This window comes from Chitinibacter bivalviorum (genome assembly GCF_013403565.1).
In the GTDB taxonomy this organism is placed as follows: Bacteria; Pseudomonadota; Gammaproteobacteria; order Burkholderiales; family Chitinibacteraceae; genus Chitinibacter; species Chitinibacter bivalviorum.
Map to the genome: position 1 here is coordinate 114,518 of NZ_CP058627.1, position 16,409 is coordinate 130,926.

Here is a 16,409-nt window from a genome sequence, read left to right on the forward strand (position 1 = left end):
GCTATAAGCCAATCCGAGATTGATTTCTAGCCACATGCCTTTATTTTTTAGGTTTTTCCTACCGCATTTTCAGGTTTTGCATCTTCACTCACTTGCACCTTGATTGGCTGCGCAATATCCACATGAACATCTCGTTGCGGGAAGGCAATGGCGATATCGTGTTTGCGCAGACTCGCTTCGATCATAAAGCGTAAATCGCTGGCCACTTGCCGACCTATCGTGCCGGCATTGACGTCGATCCAGTAATACACACCAAACATCAGCGCGTCGGCGCCAAAGTCTTCCAGCAGAATCTCAAAACGTGGCTCTTTGCAAATCTGCCCGTGCCGCTCAACATCGTCGGCCAATAATTTGGCCACCAAGCGCACATCGCTGCCATAGGCCATGCCGACTTTAACGTTTTGTCGTACCTGGCTGCTGCTGTAGGTCCAGTTGGTGACGTTTTGTTCCAGAAAAGTGCTGTTGGGGACGAGCGTTTCAATGCCGTTGACATCACGAATGACGGCCGCGCGTACACTCATATCAACAACAGTACCGCGCAGCGTACCTACTTCCACCGTGTCACCCGGTTTGAAAGGGCGCTCTAGGATCATCATCAAGCCGCTAATCAGGTTTTTTAGCAGCGTTTGCATGCCAAAACCCAAGCCAATCGCAATTGCACCGCCCATAAATGCAAAGGCGGTTAATGGGATGCGCACCAGCAGCAGTGAATTAATCAGCAAAATGATAAAGGCGACGGCAAGGAGCCAGCGTTTACCAATGCGCACAATGATTTCAGGGTATTTGGCGTAATTGATCAAGAGCCGTTCGATCAAATTGCCCAGCTTTAGGGTGATAAAAAAGCCAATCGTAATCAGCAAAATGGCATATACCACTTTGCCAACGGTGACGCTGCGGGAAATATTGATGGTTTGGCCGTCCACTTGCATGGTATCGGCGACACTAAATATTTCGAATTCCCATACACTGTGCAGTTTTTGCACTATTTTGTCTTGCCAGATTTCCCAGCGCATCGCCAAAGTCTGTTCGGTGTCTTTAACACTAAACTGCTCGCCCCAGCGGTTGATTAATAAGCGCAAGCGCGACACTTCGGACTCCGCGGCGCGAAAAGCATCCGCGCGATCTAGCCAGAGTTGGCGCTCGGTTTTCGCTAGTGCATCAGCGCCTTCAATCAGCGACGCTTCCATTTGCGCAACGGTAATGGATTGTTGAATTTCTGCTGCGATGCTGGTGAGGTGAGAGTCCCATTTCAAGGTGAGACGATGAAATGCGTCGAGGTCGGTGGTTTCTTTATTTGTACCCAGATTGTATTGCATTTGCCAGAATGCACTTTCCAGCGTGTAGCTATTCATCAAGTCGAGCAAGATACCGATGCGCAGCGAATTATTATCTAAGCGCAAATAATTGATGCGTTCTTGCGCGCTAATCTGTTCCAGCGCTTGTTCGAGTTCTGCTGGACTTCTACGCGTGGCTTTCTTTTTATTGTGTTCAGCCGGTGCCTCTGCCGCTTCTTTTTCTAGCAAAATTATTTTACGTTGATCACTTAACGCTTGAATTTGATCGAGCCATTGTTGCTTGGCTTCGCTAAGACTGGCAATTTGCTGACTGACCTGTTGTCGTTGATTTTCAATCCGTTGTTGTACCGTTTGTAATTCTTCGGTATTGATTTTTGGCGTTTTGGGCATGTCTTTCATCGCCAACGTCAGTGCTTCTTGACGCTCGCGACTGTTTTGGATTTGCACGCGAGTGTAGTTTTGGCGCTCTTCCATCGACTGCAAGACCGCCGTCCGAGCATCAAGCTGTAATTGCGCCAGTTTGAGTTGCTCCAACGCCGCCGCTTGGTCGGCAGGTTTGGCGCGTTCCAGCGTTTCATTTTTCAGCCGCAATTCAGCTTGGCCAGCTTCCAAATTATCGCGTAACTCGCTCAATTGCAGCTCTTGGGTTTTGAATACTGCAGAGAGATTGGCCAAATCCAGTTGATTGGCCTGAATGATTTGTCGCTGCGTATTAAGCGCAATCACGCCACTGGCGATGGCCTCCACCGGCGGGCGATTTTTGGCTAAACCTTCTTGTGCTTTGATCCCCGCTAAAGCGGCGAGATGCTGACGATAAGCTGTGATTTGAACTTGCAGTAGAAATCTGCGGTTATAACCGGCGCTACCGGGGGTGGCTGTTTCGCTCAGTTGCTTGAGCTGAGTCTGAGCTAATTCCAGACGTTGTTGGATTTGCGCTGTTTTATCATTGTCACTGACGGGGCTGGCCGCAATAGCAGGGGAAACCACATGATCGGCTGTGCTCGGTAAACCTGGAATGGTGATCGCGTGCGCACTGAGGTGCAGTATCAAGAGCGAAAAAATAAAAAGGCGATTGAGCATAGTGATTCCGTGTGGCCGCATGGGGCGCAATTTATGCGTTTGTACTCAGTTTTTACTGTGTCTAATCAAGGTAGCTGTTGCGCTGCATGATACACTGCAAGGCAATTGATTCAGTCAGTTTAGCGATTTAGCATCGAATTAAAATAGGTTAATAACCATGATCCAGCTTTCAATTAATGGCGCGGCGCGCGAGTTTGCCGAATCACTGAGCATTGCGCAGATGATCGTTGAGCTTGAGCTGACCGGCAAACGCATTGCGATTGAGCGCAATGGCGAAATTGTGCCCAAAAGCCAATATGAACAAACGATTTTGCAAAACGGTGATGTACTTGAAATGGTCGTTGCAGTCGGTGGTGGTTAAGGGGGTATGTCAACAAAGGCAAATAAAATAATAGCCTTGATGGATATACCTGATTAGTGATTTACCTTTTAGGAAATAAATGATGAATACAGTCAATGATGCCTTCCAAATCGCTGGTAAAACTTACCAATCTCGCCTGATCGTCGGTACGGGCAAATACAAAGATTTCGCCCAAACCCGCGCCGCAGTGGATGAATCGGGCGCCGAGATTGTGACCGTGGCGATTCGCCGTGTGAATATCGGCCAAGATGCATCGCAACCTTCCTTGCTCGATGCGCTGCCACCATCGCAATACACCTATCTGCCCAATACCGCAGGCTGCTACAACGCCGAAGACGCAGTACGTACTTTGCGCCTAGCACGTGAATTACTCGACGGCCATAAATTGGTGAAACTCGAAGTGCTGGGCGACCCGAACACGCTGTACCCGAATGTGCGTGAAACGCTGAAAGCAGCTGAAACGCTGGTGAAAGATGGTTTCGACGTGATGGTGTATACCTCGGATGACCCGATTATCGCCAAAGAGCTGGAGCAAATCGGTTGCTGCGCAATCATGCCTTTGGCGTCTTTGATTGGCTCGGGCATGGGCATTTTGAACCCATGGAATCTGCGCCTGATTATCGACTCGGCCAATGTACCGGTCTTGATCGATGCGGGTGTGGGCACGGCATCTGATGCGGCTGTGGCAATGGAATTGGGCTGCGATGGGATTTTGATGAATACCGCGATTGCTGGTGCGCAAGACCCAATCCGCATGGCGCGCGCGATGAAATTGGCCGTGCAAGCGGGTCGCGATGCCTTCCTCGCTGGTCGTGTGCCACGCAAATTGTATAGCGCTGATCCATCGAGCCCAACATCGGGCCTAATCGCCGCCAAATAAAAATCGGCTTGATCAAGCCGCTGCGCCAGCATACTTTGAGCTAGTACGATGCTCCCATTATCTTTGGGAAAAGGGGCCTCGTGTATTTCAGTACACTCCGGTTTCTGTGCTTCGGTCTAGCTCAAATCATTTTGGCTCGCAGACTTGCTCAAACAGATTTTGGCGTTTGCTGAGTGCTGCGTGAAGTGCTGATTTTCAGGTCTACGACGCAATGTTGAATTGACTCAACTTGTTTTGTATATCAATAAATACACAGTGTTTTTGAATTGGCATCAATAGGGTATTGCCCTGCAGATTAGATTTCAAATATTCTGCAGGCCAATACCCTATTCTATGGATGTCATTCAATGAGTATTATTCGCTACGCCACACTCGATGATCTGGATTTAATCGCACCGCTGTTTGCGGCGTATCGCGTATTTTATGAACAGCCTCACGATCTGCTGGCGGCACGAAAATTTATCAGCGAGCGACTAAGTCTGCGCGAATCGGTGATTTTGCTCGCGCAAAATGATGGTGGCGAAGCCTTGGGTTTTATTCAGCTCTATCCGATCTTTAGCTCGATTGCCGCCGAGCGCATCTGGCTGTTGTCGGATTTATATGTCAGCGACACCGCGCGCGGGCAGGGCATTGCGCGTCAACTCATGCAAAAAGCCACGCAACACGCAAAAGACAGTGGCGCCGCTTGGCTTGAGCTTTCCACCGCGCATACCAATACCACAGCGCAAGCGTTGTACGAATCACTCGGTTATCAACTCGATACGGTGTATCGCTATTACAGTTTGTCGGTCTAAGCCTTCGCGGGTGAGAGGTTTCCGCTGAGCATTTTCCATATTTTCGTCGCAGCTCAATCGGGCTTTCTGAGTTAAAATAGCGCTATTAAATCAAACGCCGCTGCTAAATTGATTGCGCTGAGATTTCAGTCAAATCAAAGAGTGCGGCGTTTTTGCATCGAAGGATAGGCTATGAGCACCGAAAACGAACACATCAGCAACGACGCAGGCGACGAGCAAGCCGCAGAAAATCCGCTACGCCGTGGTATTCGCAGCTTTGTGCTGCGCCAAGGGCATTTATCTAGCGGCCAAGCGCGCGCGTTGGAAGAATTCGGCCCGAAATTTTGTATCGATTACGCGCCAGCTGCGCTTGATCTGGATGCCGCTTTTGGCCGCCAAGCACCACGCGTGTTGGAAATCGGCTTTGGCATGGGCCAAGCGACCGCGCAAATTGCTGCGGCTCGCCCTGAAACTGACTTTTTGGGCGTTGAGGTCCACACGCCGGGCGTCGGCAGTTTGCTCAAATTAATCGGCGAGCAATCGCTGACGAATTTGCGCATCGTGCAACACGATGCAGTTGAAGTGCTGGAGCATATGCTCACACCTGATTCACTCGACGGTGCGCATATTTTCTTTCCCGATCCATGGCACAAAAAGCGTCACAACAAGCGTCGCCTGATCAAGCCAGAATTTGTCAAACAACTGGTTTCGCGCATTAAAACCGGCGGCTATTTGCACTTGGCGACCGATTGGGAAGATTACGCGATCCAGATGCTCGAAGTGCTCAGCGCCGAGACTGCGCTGCAAAATACCGCAACGAGTGAAACGGGCTATGCCGAGCGCCCTGATTATCGTCCGCTGACCAAGTTTGAAAACCGTGGCATTAAGTTGGGTCATGGTGTTTGGGATCTGGTGTTCAAAAAGATCTAAATAAAGGACAAAAATTTTGGCCCGGGGCCACCCCGCCGCGCAAGGGGCAAAGCCGCAGACCGTACAGCTGGTACGGCAAGGCGAAGCAACGATGCGCTGGAATTTTTGGTTTAATAAATAAAATCATCTGTTTGGCATGAAATAGTTGTAGAAACCAAACTTCCTGCCGATATAGATAGAACCATGCTTTCCATTGCAGCAAGGATTGAGTGGTTGCTGTTAATGGAATGGCTGGCGTTCTGGCTAGTGCTTGCTAGAGTACAGAACAGCCCTGTTTATATCGTCAGGAGAGCATGATGTCTCGTACGCCTCAATCAAAATCAGCATTAAAAATCAGTCTACTTGGGCTTGTGTTGCTCAGTTTGAGCGCGTGCGCGAGCCATACTCAACCGACCAATACCGCCAGCAGCGAAGGCGTGATGAATCCCCCCGTGACGCTGCCGAGCAAAATCAATGCCGTTGGCTACGGTGCGATGCCAACGATGGAAGGTTTATCACCTTCGCAACGCCGCCTACTGGCGATGCGTGCGTCCAAGCTGGATGCATATCGCTCACTGGCTGAGACTGTTTCAGGTGTCAAAATCACCGGTAACAGTACAGTTTCCGCCATGGCGCTTAATAACGACGGCTTTCGCGCCTATGTTGAGTCATATTTGCGCGGCGCACGCGTTGTCACCGTGACGCCATTGCCAGATGGTGCATTTGAGACGACACTGGAGCTCAATTTGGGCGGTGAGTTCTATCGTACCGCTGCCCAGAGCGCCAACCCCACCTCGGCCGCCAATGAATCTGCACCTAGTGCCGCAACGCCGATGAAGGTTGTTCCTCAACCTGTTTCGATGAAGGTCGATCCTAGCCAGAATTTTTATCTCTCATTGTGAATATACGACGATTATTTTTAGTATTAATGGGTTTGATGTGCGCACAGCCAGCGTTGGCGGTGCAGCAAGAAGGGATAGCGCCGGTTGGCTCTGAAGGGCTGGCTGTCGCGCGGCAGGCTGCGATCGCCGATGCTTTGGAAAATGCAGCTTTATTTAATGGCGCAAGCGTAAAAAGCGGCAGTCAAAAAACGGGCCAGACGTGGGCTGAGTCGGCGCAGGTGCGCGGGGCTCCCGTCGGAGATTATCAATTGATTCGCGAATGGCAAAGCAATGGCTTTGTGCATGTGATTATTGATGTCGCGCCTCCTGCGGTGGCGGCTGCGACCAATACCGTGGCTACGCCTGAAACGAAAAGACCCGCTTTGTGTTCGGGATCGGATTTTAAGCGCAAGGTATTGATTACCAATTTTTGGGTGCAACGTCCGGCTCAGGCTAGCGATTTAGATCGTTTTCCCGAAGGTTTGCAGCTCGAAATGCTGCGGCAGTTTTATGCGAGTGGCAGCTATTTTCCGCAGCGCTCGGGTGCTGAAGCCGTACTTGATGTTCAGCCGCAATATGTTGACCCCATTTTGCAGCCCGACCGGGTCCGTGACCTGGCGCGGCGATATGCGGTGCAGTTTGTTGTGGGCGGTATTGTGCGGGATATTTCGACCAGCGGTGAGCGCTATACCACCACCCACGGTAACGATGTCCGGCCGGGCGAGCGCAAATTGGAACTCAATTTGCCCCTGATTAGCTTTACGCAATTTGGCTTGAAAGCCACGCCCTCTAGCCGTCGTTTTGAGTATGAGTTATTTGTATTTGATGGTGTGTCGGGGGCCTTGATCAATCGGCATCGTCTGGCGGGCACTGCAACGGGATCAGTAGCGCAAGACCCCGCGACGAGCATGGGTACGATGGGTTTTCAGGAAACGGATTTCGGTAAATTGGTTCAGACCAAATTACAGGAAGGCACCAATCTGGCGATACAGGATTTATCGTGTATCCCATTTTCAGCACGCGTAACGCGCGTTGAAAAAGGGCGGGTGTATTTTGATGCAGGCGTTACATCTAAAGTTGCTGTGGGCGATACCCTGCAGGTGTATCGAATTTCCCCCAGCGCGTTACTTGTGCCTGCCGCTAGTTATGATCCTGCAATGAGTCTGGGTTTGCCAGAAGACATTGTGGGTAGTTTGAATGTGGTACAAGTTCAGCCCTTGTTCTCGGTCGGGCAAGTTTCTGGTGCGAATGTCTTGCCCGGAGATTATGTGCGCTTTGTGGGTCAGGAGAAGAAAAGATGAAATACTGGCTAGTTGCAAGTTTGATTTTTCCTGCCGTGGCGATGGCCAATGAGCCTGCGCACACGACTGAAACGAAGCCTATTAAAGCGGCGCCAGCCCCCGAGGCGCATGCTGAGGCAAAACCCACCGCGCCGGTGATGAAAAATGCACCACCGACACAGGTTGATAATCTAAAGCCGCATAAAGAAGGGGCAAAGCCCAAAGCCGAGGTCGCCGCAGTAGAGGCTAAACCGACTGAGCCACCGGTCGTGCAATATGTGCCGCCGAAATATGGGACTTCTCGCCCGGTGGTGATTTCCAAGGCGCCTCGCGCACAAGCGGCAATTCATGGGCGTACGACGACAAGCAAAGTCGTTAGAACCGAAAATATGGCGGTGACGCCAGGCTTGGTGCGCACTATGCCAGCAAGCAGTTTGCCTGCCGGCAAAGTATTACCCCCCGCAAAGGGCTTGAGTGGTAATACGGTCGCGGCAAATACCGCAGAAAGCAAACCCCGTTTAACTTGGGGTGAGACGACCATCGTCAAGCCTGCTGCTGCGCCGGCACCAGAAATCTACATTGTGCGTGACCCCGAATTGCGCTGGCAGCAGTACAGCTACCCTTAACTCCAGCTTGCTGTTGCAGATAAAAAAAGCCCCAAAGGGGCTTTTTTTATGGCTCTACTTTGTTGATTGCCGATGGTTTATTTGCAGGCGACTTCACGAACAATCGAGCCGCGATATTGCAGGCTCAATTTATTGAGCTTATCAAGTTGCGCATCGGTGAGATTTTTACTGCTAAAGCTCGCTTGTTTCAGCGTATCGTCGCGATCGCGGACCACGGCTGATTTGACGCCCAATGCTTTTAGCTCTTCCAGATGACGCTCACCCGCTTCACGCGTACTAAAAATACCGAGCGAAATCGCATTTTGCCAGCGGCCACCATTGTTGACGACAAAGTAGTCCGTTACGCCCATGGCCGCCAATTGCGTCGCTTTGGCCTTGGCTGCGTCTAATGTCTCAAGCGGTGGCATATACACCCAGACTTTGGTTGATTCGCCGCTGCTGGTTTCCGTGCTTGTGATGCCCAGCGCTTTAAGCTTCTCACGCGCTGAATCAATCTGTTCACCCGTAATCCCCGTCCAACGCGTACAGATGCTGGCCACTTTGGCGGGCGTGGCACTGGGTTGCGGTTTCGGCGTGATTTGCGCTGCTGGCGTCACTTCGGGCTTGGCGTTCGTCGCCTGAGGCGGTTCGGTCGGTACGGGGCTTGCTGCGGCTGGCGTGCTTGCTTCGCCGAGCTGGCCTGTCACCACTTTGACCGCAGACGCGTTCTTTTCGCGATTCTGGATTTGTACCGTTAACGGCGTGGCATCTAGCTTATACCAGCCGTAGACCGCTAGATTCGCCAGCACTAAAAAGGTGAAGATCCATTTCATTCGCTAAAGACTCCGTCGGTGGCGAGGTGGAGGGCATAAAGGCCATCGAGGACTAGATTATCTACTGTCTGCGTCTTTACGTTAAGCAAGGCTTGCAGTGTTGCAGCATCACCACCAAATACGATCACTTGATCTGTGGGTATATTGATCAAATTCAATTGATTTATGGCTTCTAGGATGATACCCCTGATCGCTCTTTGGCAGCCTGTTTCAATGGCGTCATGGGTGCACTGCGGGAAATCAACCATCGCCCCAGCGGCATGCGGCAATTTGGCCGTGCCTTGGTATAAGGATTGTTTCATCAAGCCCAATCCCGGGCTGATCGTTCCGCCTAAAAAATCGCCCGCCGCGGTTAATGTGTCGACGACCAGCGCAGTGCCTGCCGACACAATAATCAGATTTTGCCCGGCAAAGCGCTGACTGGCGCCCAGTACAGCCGCCCAGCGATCGGCGCCTTGTTCACTAATATCGCGGTAGTGATTGCTTACACCCAGCGCCCGGCGACTCACACGCAATCTTTGCGGCGTGATGCCCCAGCGTGATCGACATAGCTCGGTCAAATCGGCATAGCGCTGCTCATCGCCGACCACGCACGCCAGAATGGCGCTAGGGTGGGGGAGCGCTTCAGTCAATTTGGCAAATTGGGCAATATCGTGGGTGCTTTGGCTGGCTTGAGTTGCATCGCCAAGCCGCCATTTCATGCGGGTATTGCCCAGATCAATCAATAAAACGTCATTCATTGCGCGCGCCTTAAACTCACATCGCCCGTGTGAATGAGTTTTTCACCTTCGGTGCTTAATAGCCGCAGCGAGCCGTCGGGCGCGAGCCCGATTAAAGTACCGCTTTGGATTTGCCCATTGGGCGCGATGATATTGACCATCTGCTGCTGCCAGACGTTTAAGGTTTCCCATTGTGGCAAAAAGGGCGCAAAGCCTTGCTGGGCAAACGTGTCTAGGCCCGATTCGAGCGCCGACAAGAGGCGGCCGAATAATTCGTTACGACCGCAGCGCAAACCATGGTGAGACAGGCTGGTCGCGGATTGATCGAGTTCGCTTTGCCAATGCGCCGGAAAAGCGATGTTTAGCCCGATACCAATCACCACTTGTGCGGGGCCCAAGGCATCGCCTTGCATTTCAATCAAAATGCCACCGACCTTGGCAACCTCACCCGTGTCGTTAAGCTTGATCAATAAATCGTTGGGCCACTTCAGACCGATCTGCTCGACGCCTAATTGGCGCAGTGTCTGCGCGACAGTGGCGCCCACGGCGAGTGATAAGCCGGCTAATTGGGCTGGGCCGCCATTAAATTGCCACGCCAGCGAAAACATCAGGCTGCCGCCAAGGGCGCCCAGCCAGCGACGACCAAGACGACCGCGTCCGCCTGTTTGCCATTCGGTGGCAAGTACCTGGCCATGCTGCGGGTTTTTAATCAGCTGGCGATTGGTCGACTCAATGGTATTGCTCAGGGAAATAGATAATACCGAGTCTTTAGCTAGATACTGCCCGATAGTATGGCTGTCTAGCCAATCTATGGCTTGGGCAAGTTGGTAACCCGCGCCACTACGGCGTTCGAGTACGATGCCATATTGCTCGGCCTGAGCCAGTGCGGTTGAGACACTGGCCCGTGAAATCCCGAGTCGCTCTGCAATGACAGTGCCAGAGGTGAAATGGTGCGCATCAAGTTCGCGCAAAAGGCGGATGGTGTCGGTCATGGGCGTATTTTACGAGAAATGCCGCCCATACGGTAATTCGTGCGGCCTTAGATGCCGTTTTCATCGCCGGTTAATAAAGCGGGGCTGGCACCCATGCTTTCAACGACGTGGTTTTGGTTGGTGTAAATACACAAATCACCGGCGATTTCGAGCGCTTTTTTCACACAAACTTCGGGCGGGAAATCGGTGTTTTCCAATAAAGCGCGTGCAGCCGCTTGTGCGTACGCGCCGCCCGAGCCAATTGCGGCAATGCCGCCTTCGGGTTCGAGCACATCGCCATTACCAGTAATCACGAGCGTTGCCGTTGGGTCGGCCACAATCAGCATCGCTTCCAGTTTGCGCAACATGCGATCGGTGCGCCAGTCTTTGGCCATTTCGACCGCCGCGCGGGTGAGGTGACCTTGGTGTTTTTCTAGTTTGGATTCAAAACGCTCAAACAAGGTAAACGCATCTGCCGTACCGCCAGCAAAACCAACAATGACCTGATCCCGATAGAGTTTGCGCACTTTACGGGCGGTGCCTTTGATCACGATATTGCCCAGCGTCACCTGCCCATCGCCGCCGACCGCCACGTGACTGCCGCGGCGTACCGATACGATCGTTGTGCCGTCAAATTGCTCCATGCTTTACTCCTGCTGATTCAGTTGGATGCTGTGTATGTGGCGGCGGTAGGTCGGAATTACAAGCGAAGTAGGCGGAGGCGACGCTGAGATGTGATTATTTTGGCCTTGAATTTACTTTCTGAGCTCGACGCTGAGCATTTCATGAATGCTCATCACTCGCAGTAGGGTATGGACCAGCGGATTGGTATTGATAAAGCGGACTTGACGCCCTTCTTGCAGCCATTTCATCGCCAAATTAAGCATTTGCCCCGCAGAATCAAAGTCGATTCGCGTAATCTGGCGTAAATCAATGACGGGCGACAAGCTGCTTTCGACTTGTTCGATCAGCTTTTCCAGATTGGCCGGGGTTTGTGCTGTGATCGTGCCCGTCAGTAGACTTTTTTCCTTTTCCGCGGCTTGAATTTCAGCCTTGGCCAGCGCTTCGGCGGCTGCAATTTGCGCGACTGATTTTGAGGTCTGGCGCGCATCCCATGAGGGCGGGGAGACTTCAAATGTAATGGCGTAATCGACTGCTAGGTTTTCAAAATCATCCTGCAAACCCAGCAATTGCTGCAGCTCAATCAGCAACAGCCAGAAAGGAGCTTCGGCCGGATGACGGCGGCCCACCTCGATTTTCTCTTTGAGTAATTGAGTGAGGACATCACTACCAATTAATTGCAGACTGTTGGGGTTTTTGTGGTTGTGCTGCAAGGCCGCCAGTAATTCGGCCGCGGCGAGGGTATCAACGCCGGTTAATTTACTGAAATCAATCCGTAGCTGATCATTTTTCTCTTGGAGCAGACGCAAGGCATTCACTTGCTTATCGATGGTGTCGTGCGTCAGATTGCCTGAAAAAGCGTGGTAGCCGCTGGCCGAAGCTTTCACTTGCGTGTTGCTATGCACGGCTTGCCAAGTGGGTGGTGTTTTTTCAAATTCAACCACAAAATCCAGACCCAAGGCATCGAAGGCTTCTTTCTGGTTATGTTGTTGCAGTAATTCAAACAGCATTAGCCATGATTCAAGACGGCGTTTGCCGACAAAATGCGGCTTGTCATTGAGCAAAATATTGATCGCGGCATTGCTTTGACCATTGGCGTACAGCATGGCTGCTTGCTCTTCGGCCGGGCTTAGCGAGTCACTGCTGCTGGACACTTCGATCGACAATTTGGATAAATCGTAAGCCGATTCGCTGCTGGGGGCAGGGGCGCTTGCCGTTGCGGGGGCGTTCGGTGCGGGCACTGTATTGCCCGTATTGGATTGCACGCGAGCTTGTGTCGCGGGGCCAGTTTGAGTTACTGGACCTGTTTGCGTTAAGACCTCTTGTCCGTCTGGACCTTTTTTGCGGAAGAACGAAAACACTACGGCAATCCTGAGTCGAAAGACAAAAATTCACCCTTGGGTGAAGGTTTATTTTACTGCGTTCAAGCCCTTTAGTCGCGTTAAGATTTGGCAAGTGCAGTGATAAATTGCTGGTATATCATTTATAGTTAAGTAGATTACTATTGCACCTAAATCTTGCCTGAAGGGTTGTAATGCGACATTTCAATTTGCTTTCGCCACCTGGCTCAATCAGAAAATATTTGCGCGCCGCGCTCTATGCAGGTTTGGGTTTGATTGCATTGGGTGTGTTGAGTATTTTTGCCTTGCCGCCCTTGCTCAAGCCCTACCTTGAGCAGCAAGCCAGTCAGGCTTTGCACCGTGAGGTGCGCTTAGAGCGGATTGCTTTTAATCCTTTTTTACTCAAAATTGAACTGGAAGGCTTGTCGATTAAAGATCAATTTGGTGAATTTGTCCGTGCCAAATCGATCACGATCGATGCTCAATTGATGTCGATTATTCGCGGTGGCCCGGTGTTGCGGGAGTTGACCTTGGTCGAGCCCAAAATCAATGTGGTGCGCACTGGCGAGAAGTCGTTTAATTTTTCCGATTTGATTAAATCCGATTCGCCTGAGTCTGAGCATTCAGAGCCTTTGCATTTTTCTCTCAACAATATCCAAATTCAGCAGGGTGCCTTGACGCTGGATGACCGAGTCAAAAGCACAAAGTACACGCTGGATCAATTCAATCTGGCTTTGCCTTTCGTTTCCAATTTACCGCAGCGCATCGATGAATATATCCAGCCCGCACTGTCAGGGCGCATTAATGGCGAAGTGTTTTCTCTCAAAGGGCAGAGCAAGCCATTCAAAGATTCGCTAGATACCTCCCTGAGGTTAAGCCTCAAAGACTTTGATATTACTGAATACATGAGCTATACCCCTCTGCCTGAAGCCTTGGCTGTTGGGAAAGGGCGCTTAAGCACCGAGCTGGATATTGTTTTTCGCCAGCAACGGGATACGGCGAGCCTACTGCTCAATGGACAAGTGCAACTATCCGATTTGCAACTCAAGCTGGCCCAACAAGAAGCCTTGCAGCTGGGCAAACTCACCGTGCAGCTGCACGATCTCAAGCCCATGCTGGGCGATTTCCACTTCAAAAGTTTTAACGTCGATGCGCTGCATGTTTTGGCCGAGCGCAGTAAACAAGGCGAAATGAACTGGTTGGCTTTAGCCCCGAAACCCACATCACCCAAGGCCAGTGCCGTGGCGGCCAGTGCGATCAAGGCGGATGCCCGTGCTAAGCCTTCGTCGTTCAGTGTCAAGGTCGATGATTTTGCGCTTAAAAATAGCAAAATCACTTGGCGCGACGCCAGTGTTGCGCCGGCGCTCGAATACCAAATTCACGATCTGGCGCTGTCAGGGCAGCATTGGGCAAGCGATTCTGCGCAGCCATTTCCGATTGATGTATCTGCGCAATTGGCGCAGGGGGCCACAGTGGCGGCTAACATTCAGGCGGCTACTGCGCCGCTGACGCTCAAGAGCCAACTTCAGCTCAATCAATTGCAACTGGCTGATTTAGCGCCGTATTACGCACCGTATCTGAATGGGCAGCTTAAAGGGGCACTGAGTACCCAGTTTGGATTCGATTGGCAGGCTGAGTCGAATCAGTATCAGATCCACGCGGGTGAATTGCGCTTGAATCAACTGGCCTTGAACTTGCCCAAACAAAGTAAAAGCGCCGTCGCCATTGCTCAGCTTGAGCTGAAAGGGATTGAGCTCGATAGCGCGCAACATTTAATTCAAATTGCCAATCTATCGAGTCAGCAAGGCATGCTCGATGTTTTGCTGTTGCCTGAATATCACATCAATTTGCTCGACTTCATTCCTACATCGAGCACGCCAAAATCAGAGGCGAAGCCTAGTAAATCGATGCAAGCCAACGCCTCACCCACATGGCGGGTGAAGCTAGATCAAACATCAATCGCGGATTATCAAATTCGGCTAGAAGACAAAGGCTTGGCCAAATCGACCCCTATCATCCTGCGTAAACTGGCGATGGATGTGCAAAATTTAGATACCCAAGCAGGTGTGCGCTCGCAGTTGAAATTTACTGCTGATGGTGGGCGTGGCTCGCATTTTGCAATTAGCGGGCCATTTATTGCTCAGCCTTTTTCTAGTCAGTGGCAGATTGATTTCCGTGGCGCCGATGCTGCGTACACTCAGCCATATTTCAGCAAATATCTCAATGTGTCGCTGGCCAGTGGTTTTGTCGATCTCAAGGGAGTGCTGCATTTGGCGCTAGAGCCCACATTGACCGGCTCTTACCAAGGCAATATTGGTGTGCGCCAATTTTATGCCTTGGATAAAAGTACGGGCGATGATTTTCTAAAGTGGAAAAATCTATCCTTAAATGGGGTGAAAACGGATTTCTCGCCGCTAAAAATAGATATTGCCGAGATCAAGCTCAATGACTTTTTCTCGCGCCTGATTTTATCGGCCAATGGGCGCTTTAATTTGCAGGATATCGTGGTCAGCGAAGAGGGCGCGACCTCGGTGACGCGTGAGTCGACGCGTGACACACATGCTGATGCAGCCAAAAAAGCCGATGATGCGGCTGCCAGCATGATCCCGATTCGAATTGGCAAAATCGACTTAAGTGGTGGCAATATTCGTTATAGCGACCTATTGATTCGCCCTAATTTCACCGCGAATCTGACCGAAATGGGCGGCCAGATTGCAGGGATATCCAGCCAAAATGACACGCGAGCAAGTCTTGATTTGAAAGGCAGTGTCGACAATATTGCTCCGGTGCAAATTCAAGGTAGCCTCAATCCATTAGCGAAGGATATTTTTTATGATGTCAAAGGCGGTGTGAAAGGTTATGAGCTGACGTCTGCGTCGATGTATTCGGAAAAATACACCGGCTTTGGTATTACCAAAGGCAAGATGTCGATGGAGGTGGCCTATCACATCGAAAATGGCAAATTAAAAGCCAGCAATAAACTGTTTTTAGATCAGCTGACTTTGAGTGGCGATAAAGTCGATGGCCCTGACGTGACCAAATTGCCCGTTAAATTTGCCCTTTCTTTGCTAACCGATCGCAAAGGGCAAGTGAAGCTCAATTTACCGATTGAGGGCTCGCTCGATGACCCTGAGTTTCGCATCGGAGCGATTATTTGGCAGGTGGTCGGTAATGTGCTGGAGAAAATTGTCACCGCGCCATTTGATGCATTGGGCGCCGCTTTTTCGGATGGCCCAAGCCTGTCTTATGTGACGTTTGAACCCGGTCGTGCGCGCATTAGTGATGCAGCCGCCACGTCGATTAAGCAGGTTGCGGACATATTGCTTGATCGACCCGCCTTGAAGATTGAAGTCACTGGTTGGGCTGATCGCGCTATGGATAGTGATGGGATTAAGCAGTACCTATTGCGTAGTCAGATGCGAGCAGTGAAGGCCGACAAGCTGGGTAAATCTGCTGAGTCGGTCGAGTCGGAAGATGAATTAAATTTCACTGAGGAAGAAAAGCCCGCACTGATTGCAGCAGTGTATAAAAAAGCCAAATTTGAAAAGCCGAGTAATTTGTTAGGTTTGGATAAAAAACTGCCCGTGGAGGAAATGCAGGCTTTGATTTTGAAAAATACAGTGGTCAGCGAACAAGACTTGCTCGCCATGGCCAATCTAAGGGCAAAGCGGGTTGAAGAGGCATTAAAAGCGGCGGGCCTGCCTGCTGAGCGCGTCTTTATTACCAAGTCGGTGCTTGATCCTAAGCCTGCGCAAAGTGAAAAGGATCAGGGGCCAGTAACGCGCGTGCAATTTAAATTAGAATAATGCATGGGGTATATTCATCAAACCTAATTTGAATAAAGATTTGGTGACTATACCC

14 protein-coding genes are annotated in these 16,409 nt (G+C 51.1%); 8 read left to right on the forward strand and 6 right to left on the reverse strand.

From position 1 onward, the window contains the following. Window positions 1–47: 47 nt before the first annotated feature. Window positions 48–2,375, reverse strand: a complete 2,328-nt coding sequence (locus HQ393_RS00525; protein ID WP_179356933.1) for a mechanosensitive ion channel domain-containing protein — start codon at window positions 2,373–2,375, stop codon at window positions 48–50. A 157-nt stretch (window positions 2,376–2,532) separates the two neighbouring features. Here HQ393_RS00525 and thiS point away from each other — a divergent pair, with 157 nt between their 5' ends. The 7 genes from thiS (at window position 2,533) to HQ393_RS00560 (ending at window position 8,085) form a co-directional block, all read left to right on the forward strand. Beyond that, window positions 2,533–2,736 carry a sulfur carrier protein ThiS gene (thiS, locus tag HQ393_RS00530; protein ID WP_179356934.1) on the forward strand — a complete coding sequence of 68 codons (204 nt, stop codon included), beginning with the start codon at window positions 2,533–2,535 and terminating at the stop codon, window positions 2,734–2,736. Window positions 2,737–2,815: 79 nt separating this feature from the next. Continuing rightward, window positions 2,816–3,616 carry a thiazole synthase gene (locus HQ393_RS00535; RefSeq protein ID WP_281361476.1) on the forward strand — a complete coding sequence of 267 codons (801 nt, stop codon included), beginning with the start codon at window positions 2,816–2,818 and terminating at the stop codon, window positions 3,614–3,616. A gap of 347 nt (window positions 3,617–3,963) precedes the next feature. Beyond that, window positions 3,964–4,410: a GNAT family N-acetyltransferase gene (locus tag HQ393_RS00540; RefSeq protein ID WP_179356935.1), complete on the forward strand. Its 447-nt coding sequence runs from the start codon at window positions 3,964–3,966 to the stop codon at window positions 4,408–4,410. Between the two features lie 171 nt (window positions 4,411–4,581). Next, on the forward strand, window positions 4,582–5,319 hold the full coding sequence (gene trmB, locus HQ393_RS00545) for a tRNA (guanosine(46)-N7)-methyltransferase TrmB (protein WP_179356936.1): 738 nt from the start codon (window positions 4,582–4,584) through the stop codon (window positions 5,317–5,319). Between the two features lie 296 nt (window positions 5,320–5,615). Further along, entirely contained in the window at window positions 5,616–6,200 is a 585-nt protein-coding gene (locus HQ393_RS00550; RefSeq protein ID WP_246307919.1) for an LPP20 family lipoprotein, read from the forward strand. Between the two features lie 26 nt (window positions 6,201–6,226). Next, window positions 6,227–7,480, forward strand: coding sequence for a flagellar assembly protein T N-terminal domain-containing protein (locus HQ393_RS00555; RefSeq protein ID WP_179356938.1), 1,254 nt, complete (start codon window positions 6,227–6,229; stop codon window positions 7,478–7,480). Continuing rightward, the gene (locus HQ393_RS00560; RefSeq protein WP_179356939.1) at window positions 7,477–8,085 is read left to right on the forward strand and encodes a hypothetical protein; all 609 of its coding nucleotides are present in this window, start codon (window positions 7,477–7,479) and stop codon (window positions 8,083–8,085) included. The genes HQ393_RS00555 and HQ393_RS00560 overlap by 4 nt, the downstream gene beginning before the upstream one ends. A gap of 77 nt (window positions 8,086–8,162) precedes the next feature. On the opposite strand, the gene HQ393_RS00565 is transcribed toward HQ393_RS00560, so the two are convergent. The 5 genes from HQ393_RS00565 to HQ393_RS00585 all read right to left on the reverse strand — a co-directional run bounded on the left by HQ393_RS00565 (window position 8,163) and on the right by HQ393_RS00585 (window position 12,569). Beyond that, window positions 8,163–8,897: an SPOR domain-containing protein gene (locus HQ393_RS00565; protein ID WP_179356940.1), complete on the reverse strand. Its 735-nt coding sequence runs from the start codon at window positions 8,895–8,897 to the stop codon at window positions 8,163–8,165. Continuing rightward, on the reverse strand, window positions 8,894–9,637 hold the full coding sequence (locus tag HQ393_RS00570) for a type III pantothenate kinase (RefSeq protein ID WP_179356941.1): 744 nt from the start codon (window positions 9,635–9,637) through the stop codon (window positions 8,894–8,896). Before HQ393_RS00570 ends, HQ393_RS00565 begins: the two co-directional genes overlap by 4 nt. Next, entirely contained in the window at window positions 9,634–10,608 is a 975-nt protein-coding gene (locus HQ393_RS00575; RefSeq protein WP_179356942.1) for a biotin--[acetyl-CoA-carboxylase] ligase, read from the reverse strand. The genes HQ393_RS00570 and HQ393_RS00575 overlap by 4 nt, the downstream gene beginning before the upstream one ends. A 47-nt stretch (window positions 10,609–10,655) precedes the next feature. Beyond that, window positions 10,656–11,231 (reverse strand): ATP-dependent protease subunit HslV, encoded by a 576-nt coding sequence (gene hslV, locus HQ393_RS00580; RefSeq protein WP_179356943.1) that lies wholly within the window; start codon window positions 11,229–11,231, stop codon window positions 10,656–10,658. A 111-nt stretch (window positions 11,232–11,342) separates the two neighbouring features. Next, the gene (locus HQ393_RS00585) at window positions 11,343–12,569 is read right to left on the reverse strand and encodes an STAS domain-containing protein (protein WP_179356944.1); all 1,227 of its coding nucleotides are present in this window, start codon (window positions 12,567–12,569) and stop codon (window positions 11,343–11,345) included. Between the two features lie 173 nt (window positions 12,570–12,742). On the opposite strand from HQ393_RS00585, the gene HQ393_RS00590 reads away from it, so the two are divergent. Next, window positions 12,743–16,354 carry a DUF748 domain-containing protein gene (locus HQ393_RS00590; protein WP_179356945.1) on the forward strand — a complete coding sequence of 1,204 codons (3,612 nt, stop codon included), beginning with the start codon at window positions 12,743–12,745 and terminating at the stop codon, window positions 16,352–16,354. Window positions 16,355–16,409: the final 55 nt, after the last annotated feature.

Excerpts from the sequence above, each read along its gene's own strand:
- trmB (WP_179356936.1), top strand. The coding sequence starts at position 4,582 with ATGAGCACCGAAAACGAACACATCAGCAACGACGCAGGCGACGAGCAA.
- HQ393_RS00540 (WP_179356935.1), top strand. The coding sequence starts at position 3,964 with ATGAGTATTATTCGCTACGCCACACTCGATGATCTGGATTTAATCGCA.
- HQ393_RS00570 (WP_179356941.1), bottom strand. The coding sequence starts at position 9,637 with ATGAATGACGTTTTATTGATTGATCTGGGCAATACCCGCATGAAATGG.
- thiS (WP_179356934.1), top strand. The coding sequence starts at position 2,533 with ATGATCCAGCTTTCAATTAATGGCGCGGCGCGCGAGTTTGCCGAATCA.
- HQ393_RS00560 (WP_179356939.1), top strand. The coding sequence starts at position 7,477 with ATGAAATACTGGCTAGTTGCAAGTTTGATTTTTCCTGCCGTGGCGATG.
- HQ393_RS00535 (WP_281361476.1), top strand. The coding sequence starts at position 2,816 with ATGATGAATACAGTCAATGATGCCTTCCAAATCGCTGGTAAAACTTAC.
- HQ393_RS00525 (WP_179356933.1), bottom strand. The coding sequence starts at position 2,375 with ATGCTCAATCGCCTTTTTATTTTTTCGCTCTTGATACTGCACCTCAGT.
- HQ393_RS00555 (WP_179356938.1), top strand. The coding sequence starts at position 6,227 with ATGGGTTTGATGTGCGCACAGCCAGCGTTGGCGGTGCAGCAAGAAGGG.
- HQ393_RS00575 (WP_179356942.1), bottom strand. The coding sequence starts at position 10,608 with ATGACCGACACCATCCGCCTTTTGCGCGAACTTGATGCGCACCATTTC.
- HQ393_RS00590 (WP_179356945.1), top strand. The coding sequence starts at position 12,743 with ATGCGACATTTCAATTTGCTTTCGCCACCTGGCTCAATCAGAAAATAT.
- HQ393_RS00565 (WP_179356940.1), bottom strand. The coding sequence starts at position 8,897 with ATGAAATGGATCTTCACCTTTTTAGTGCTGGCGAATCTAGCGGTCTAC.
- hslV (WP_179356943.1), bottom strand. The coding sequence starts at position 11,231 with ATGGAGCAATTTGACGGCACAACGATCGTATCGGTACGCCGCGGCAGT.
- HQ393_RS00550 (WP_246307919.1), top strand. The coding sequence starts at position 5,616 with ATGTCTCGTACGCCTCAATCAAAATCAGCATTAAAAATCAGTCTACTT.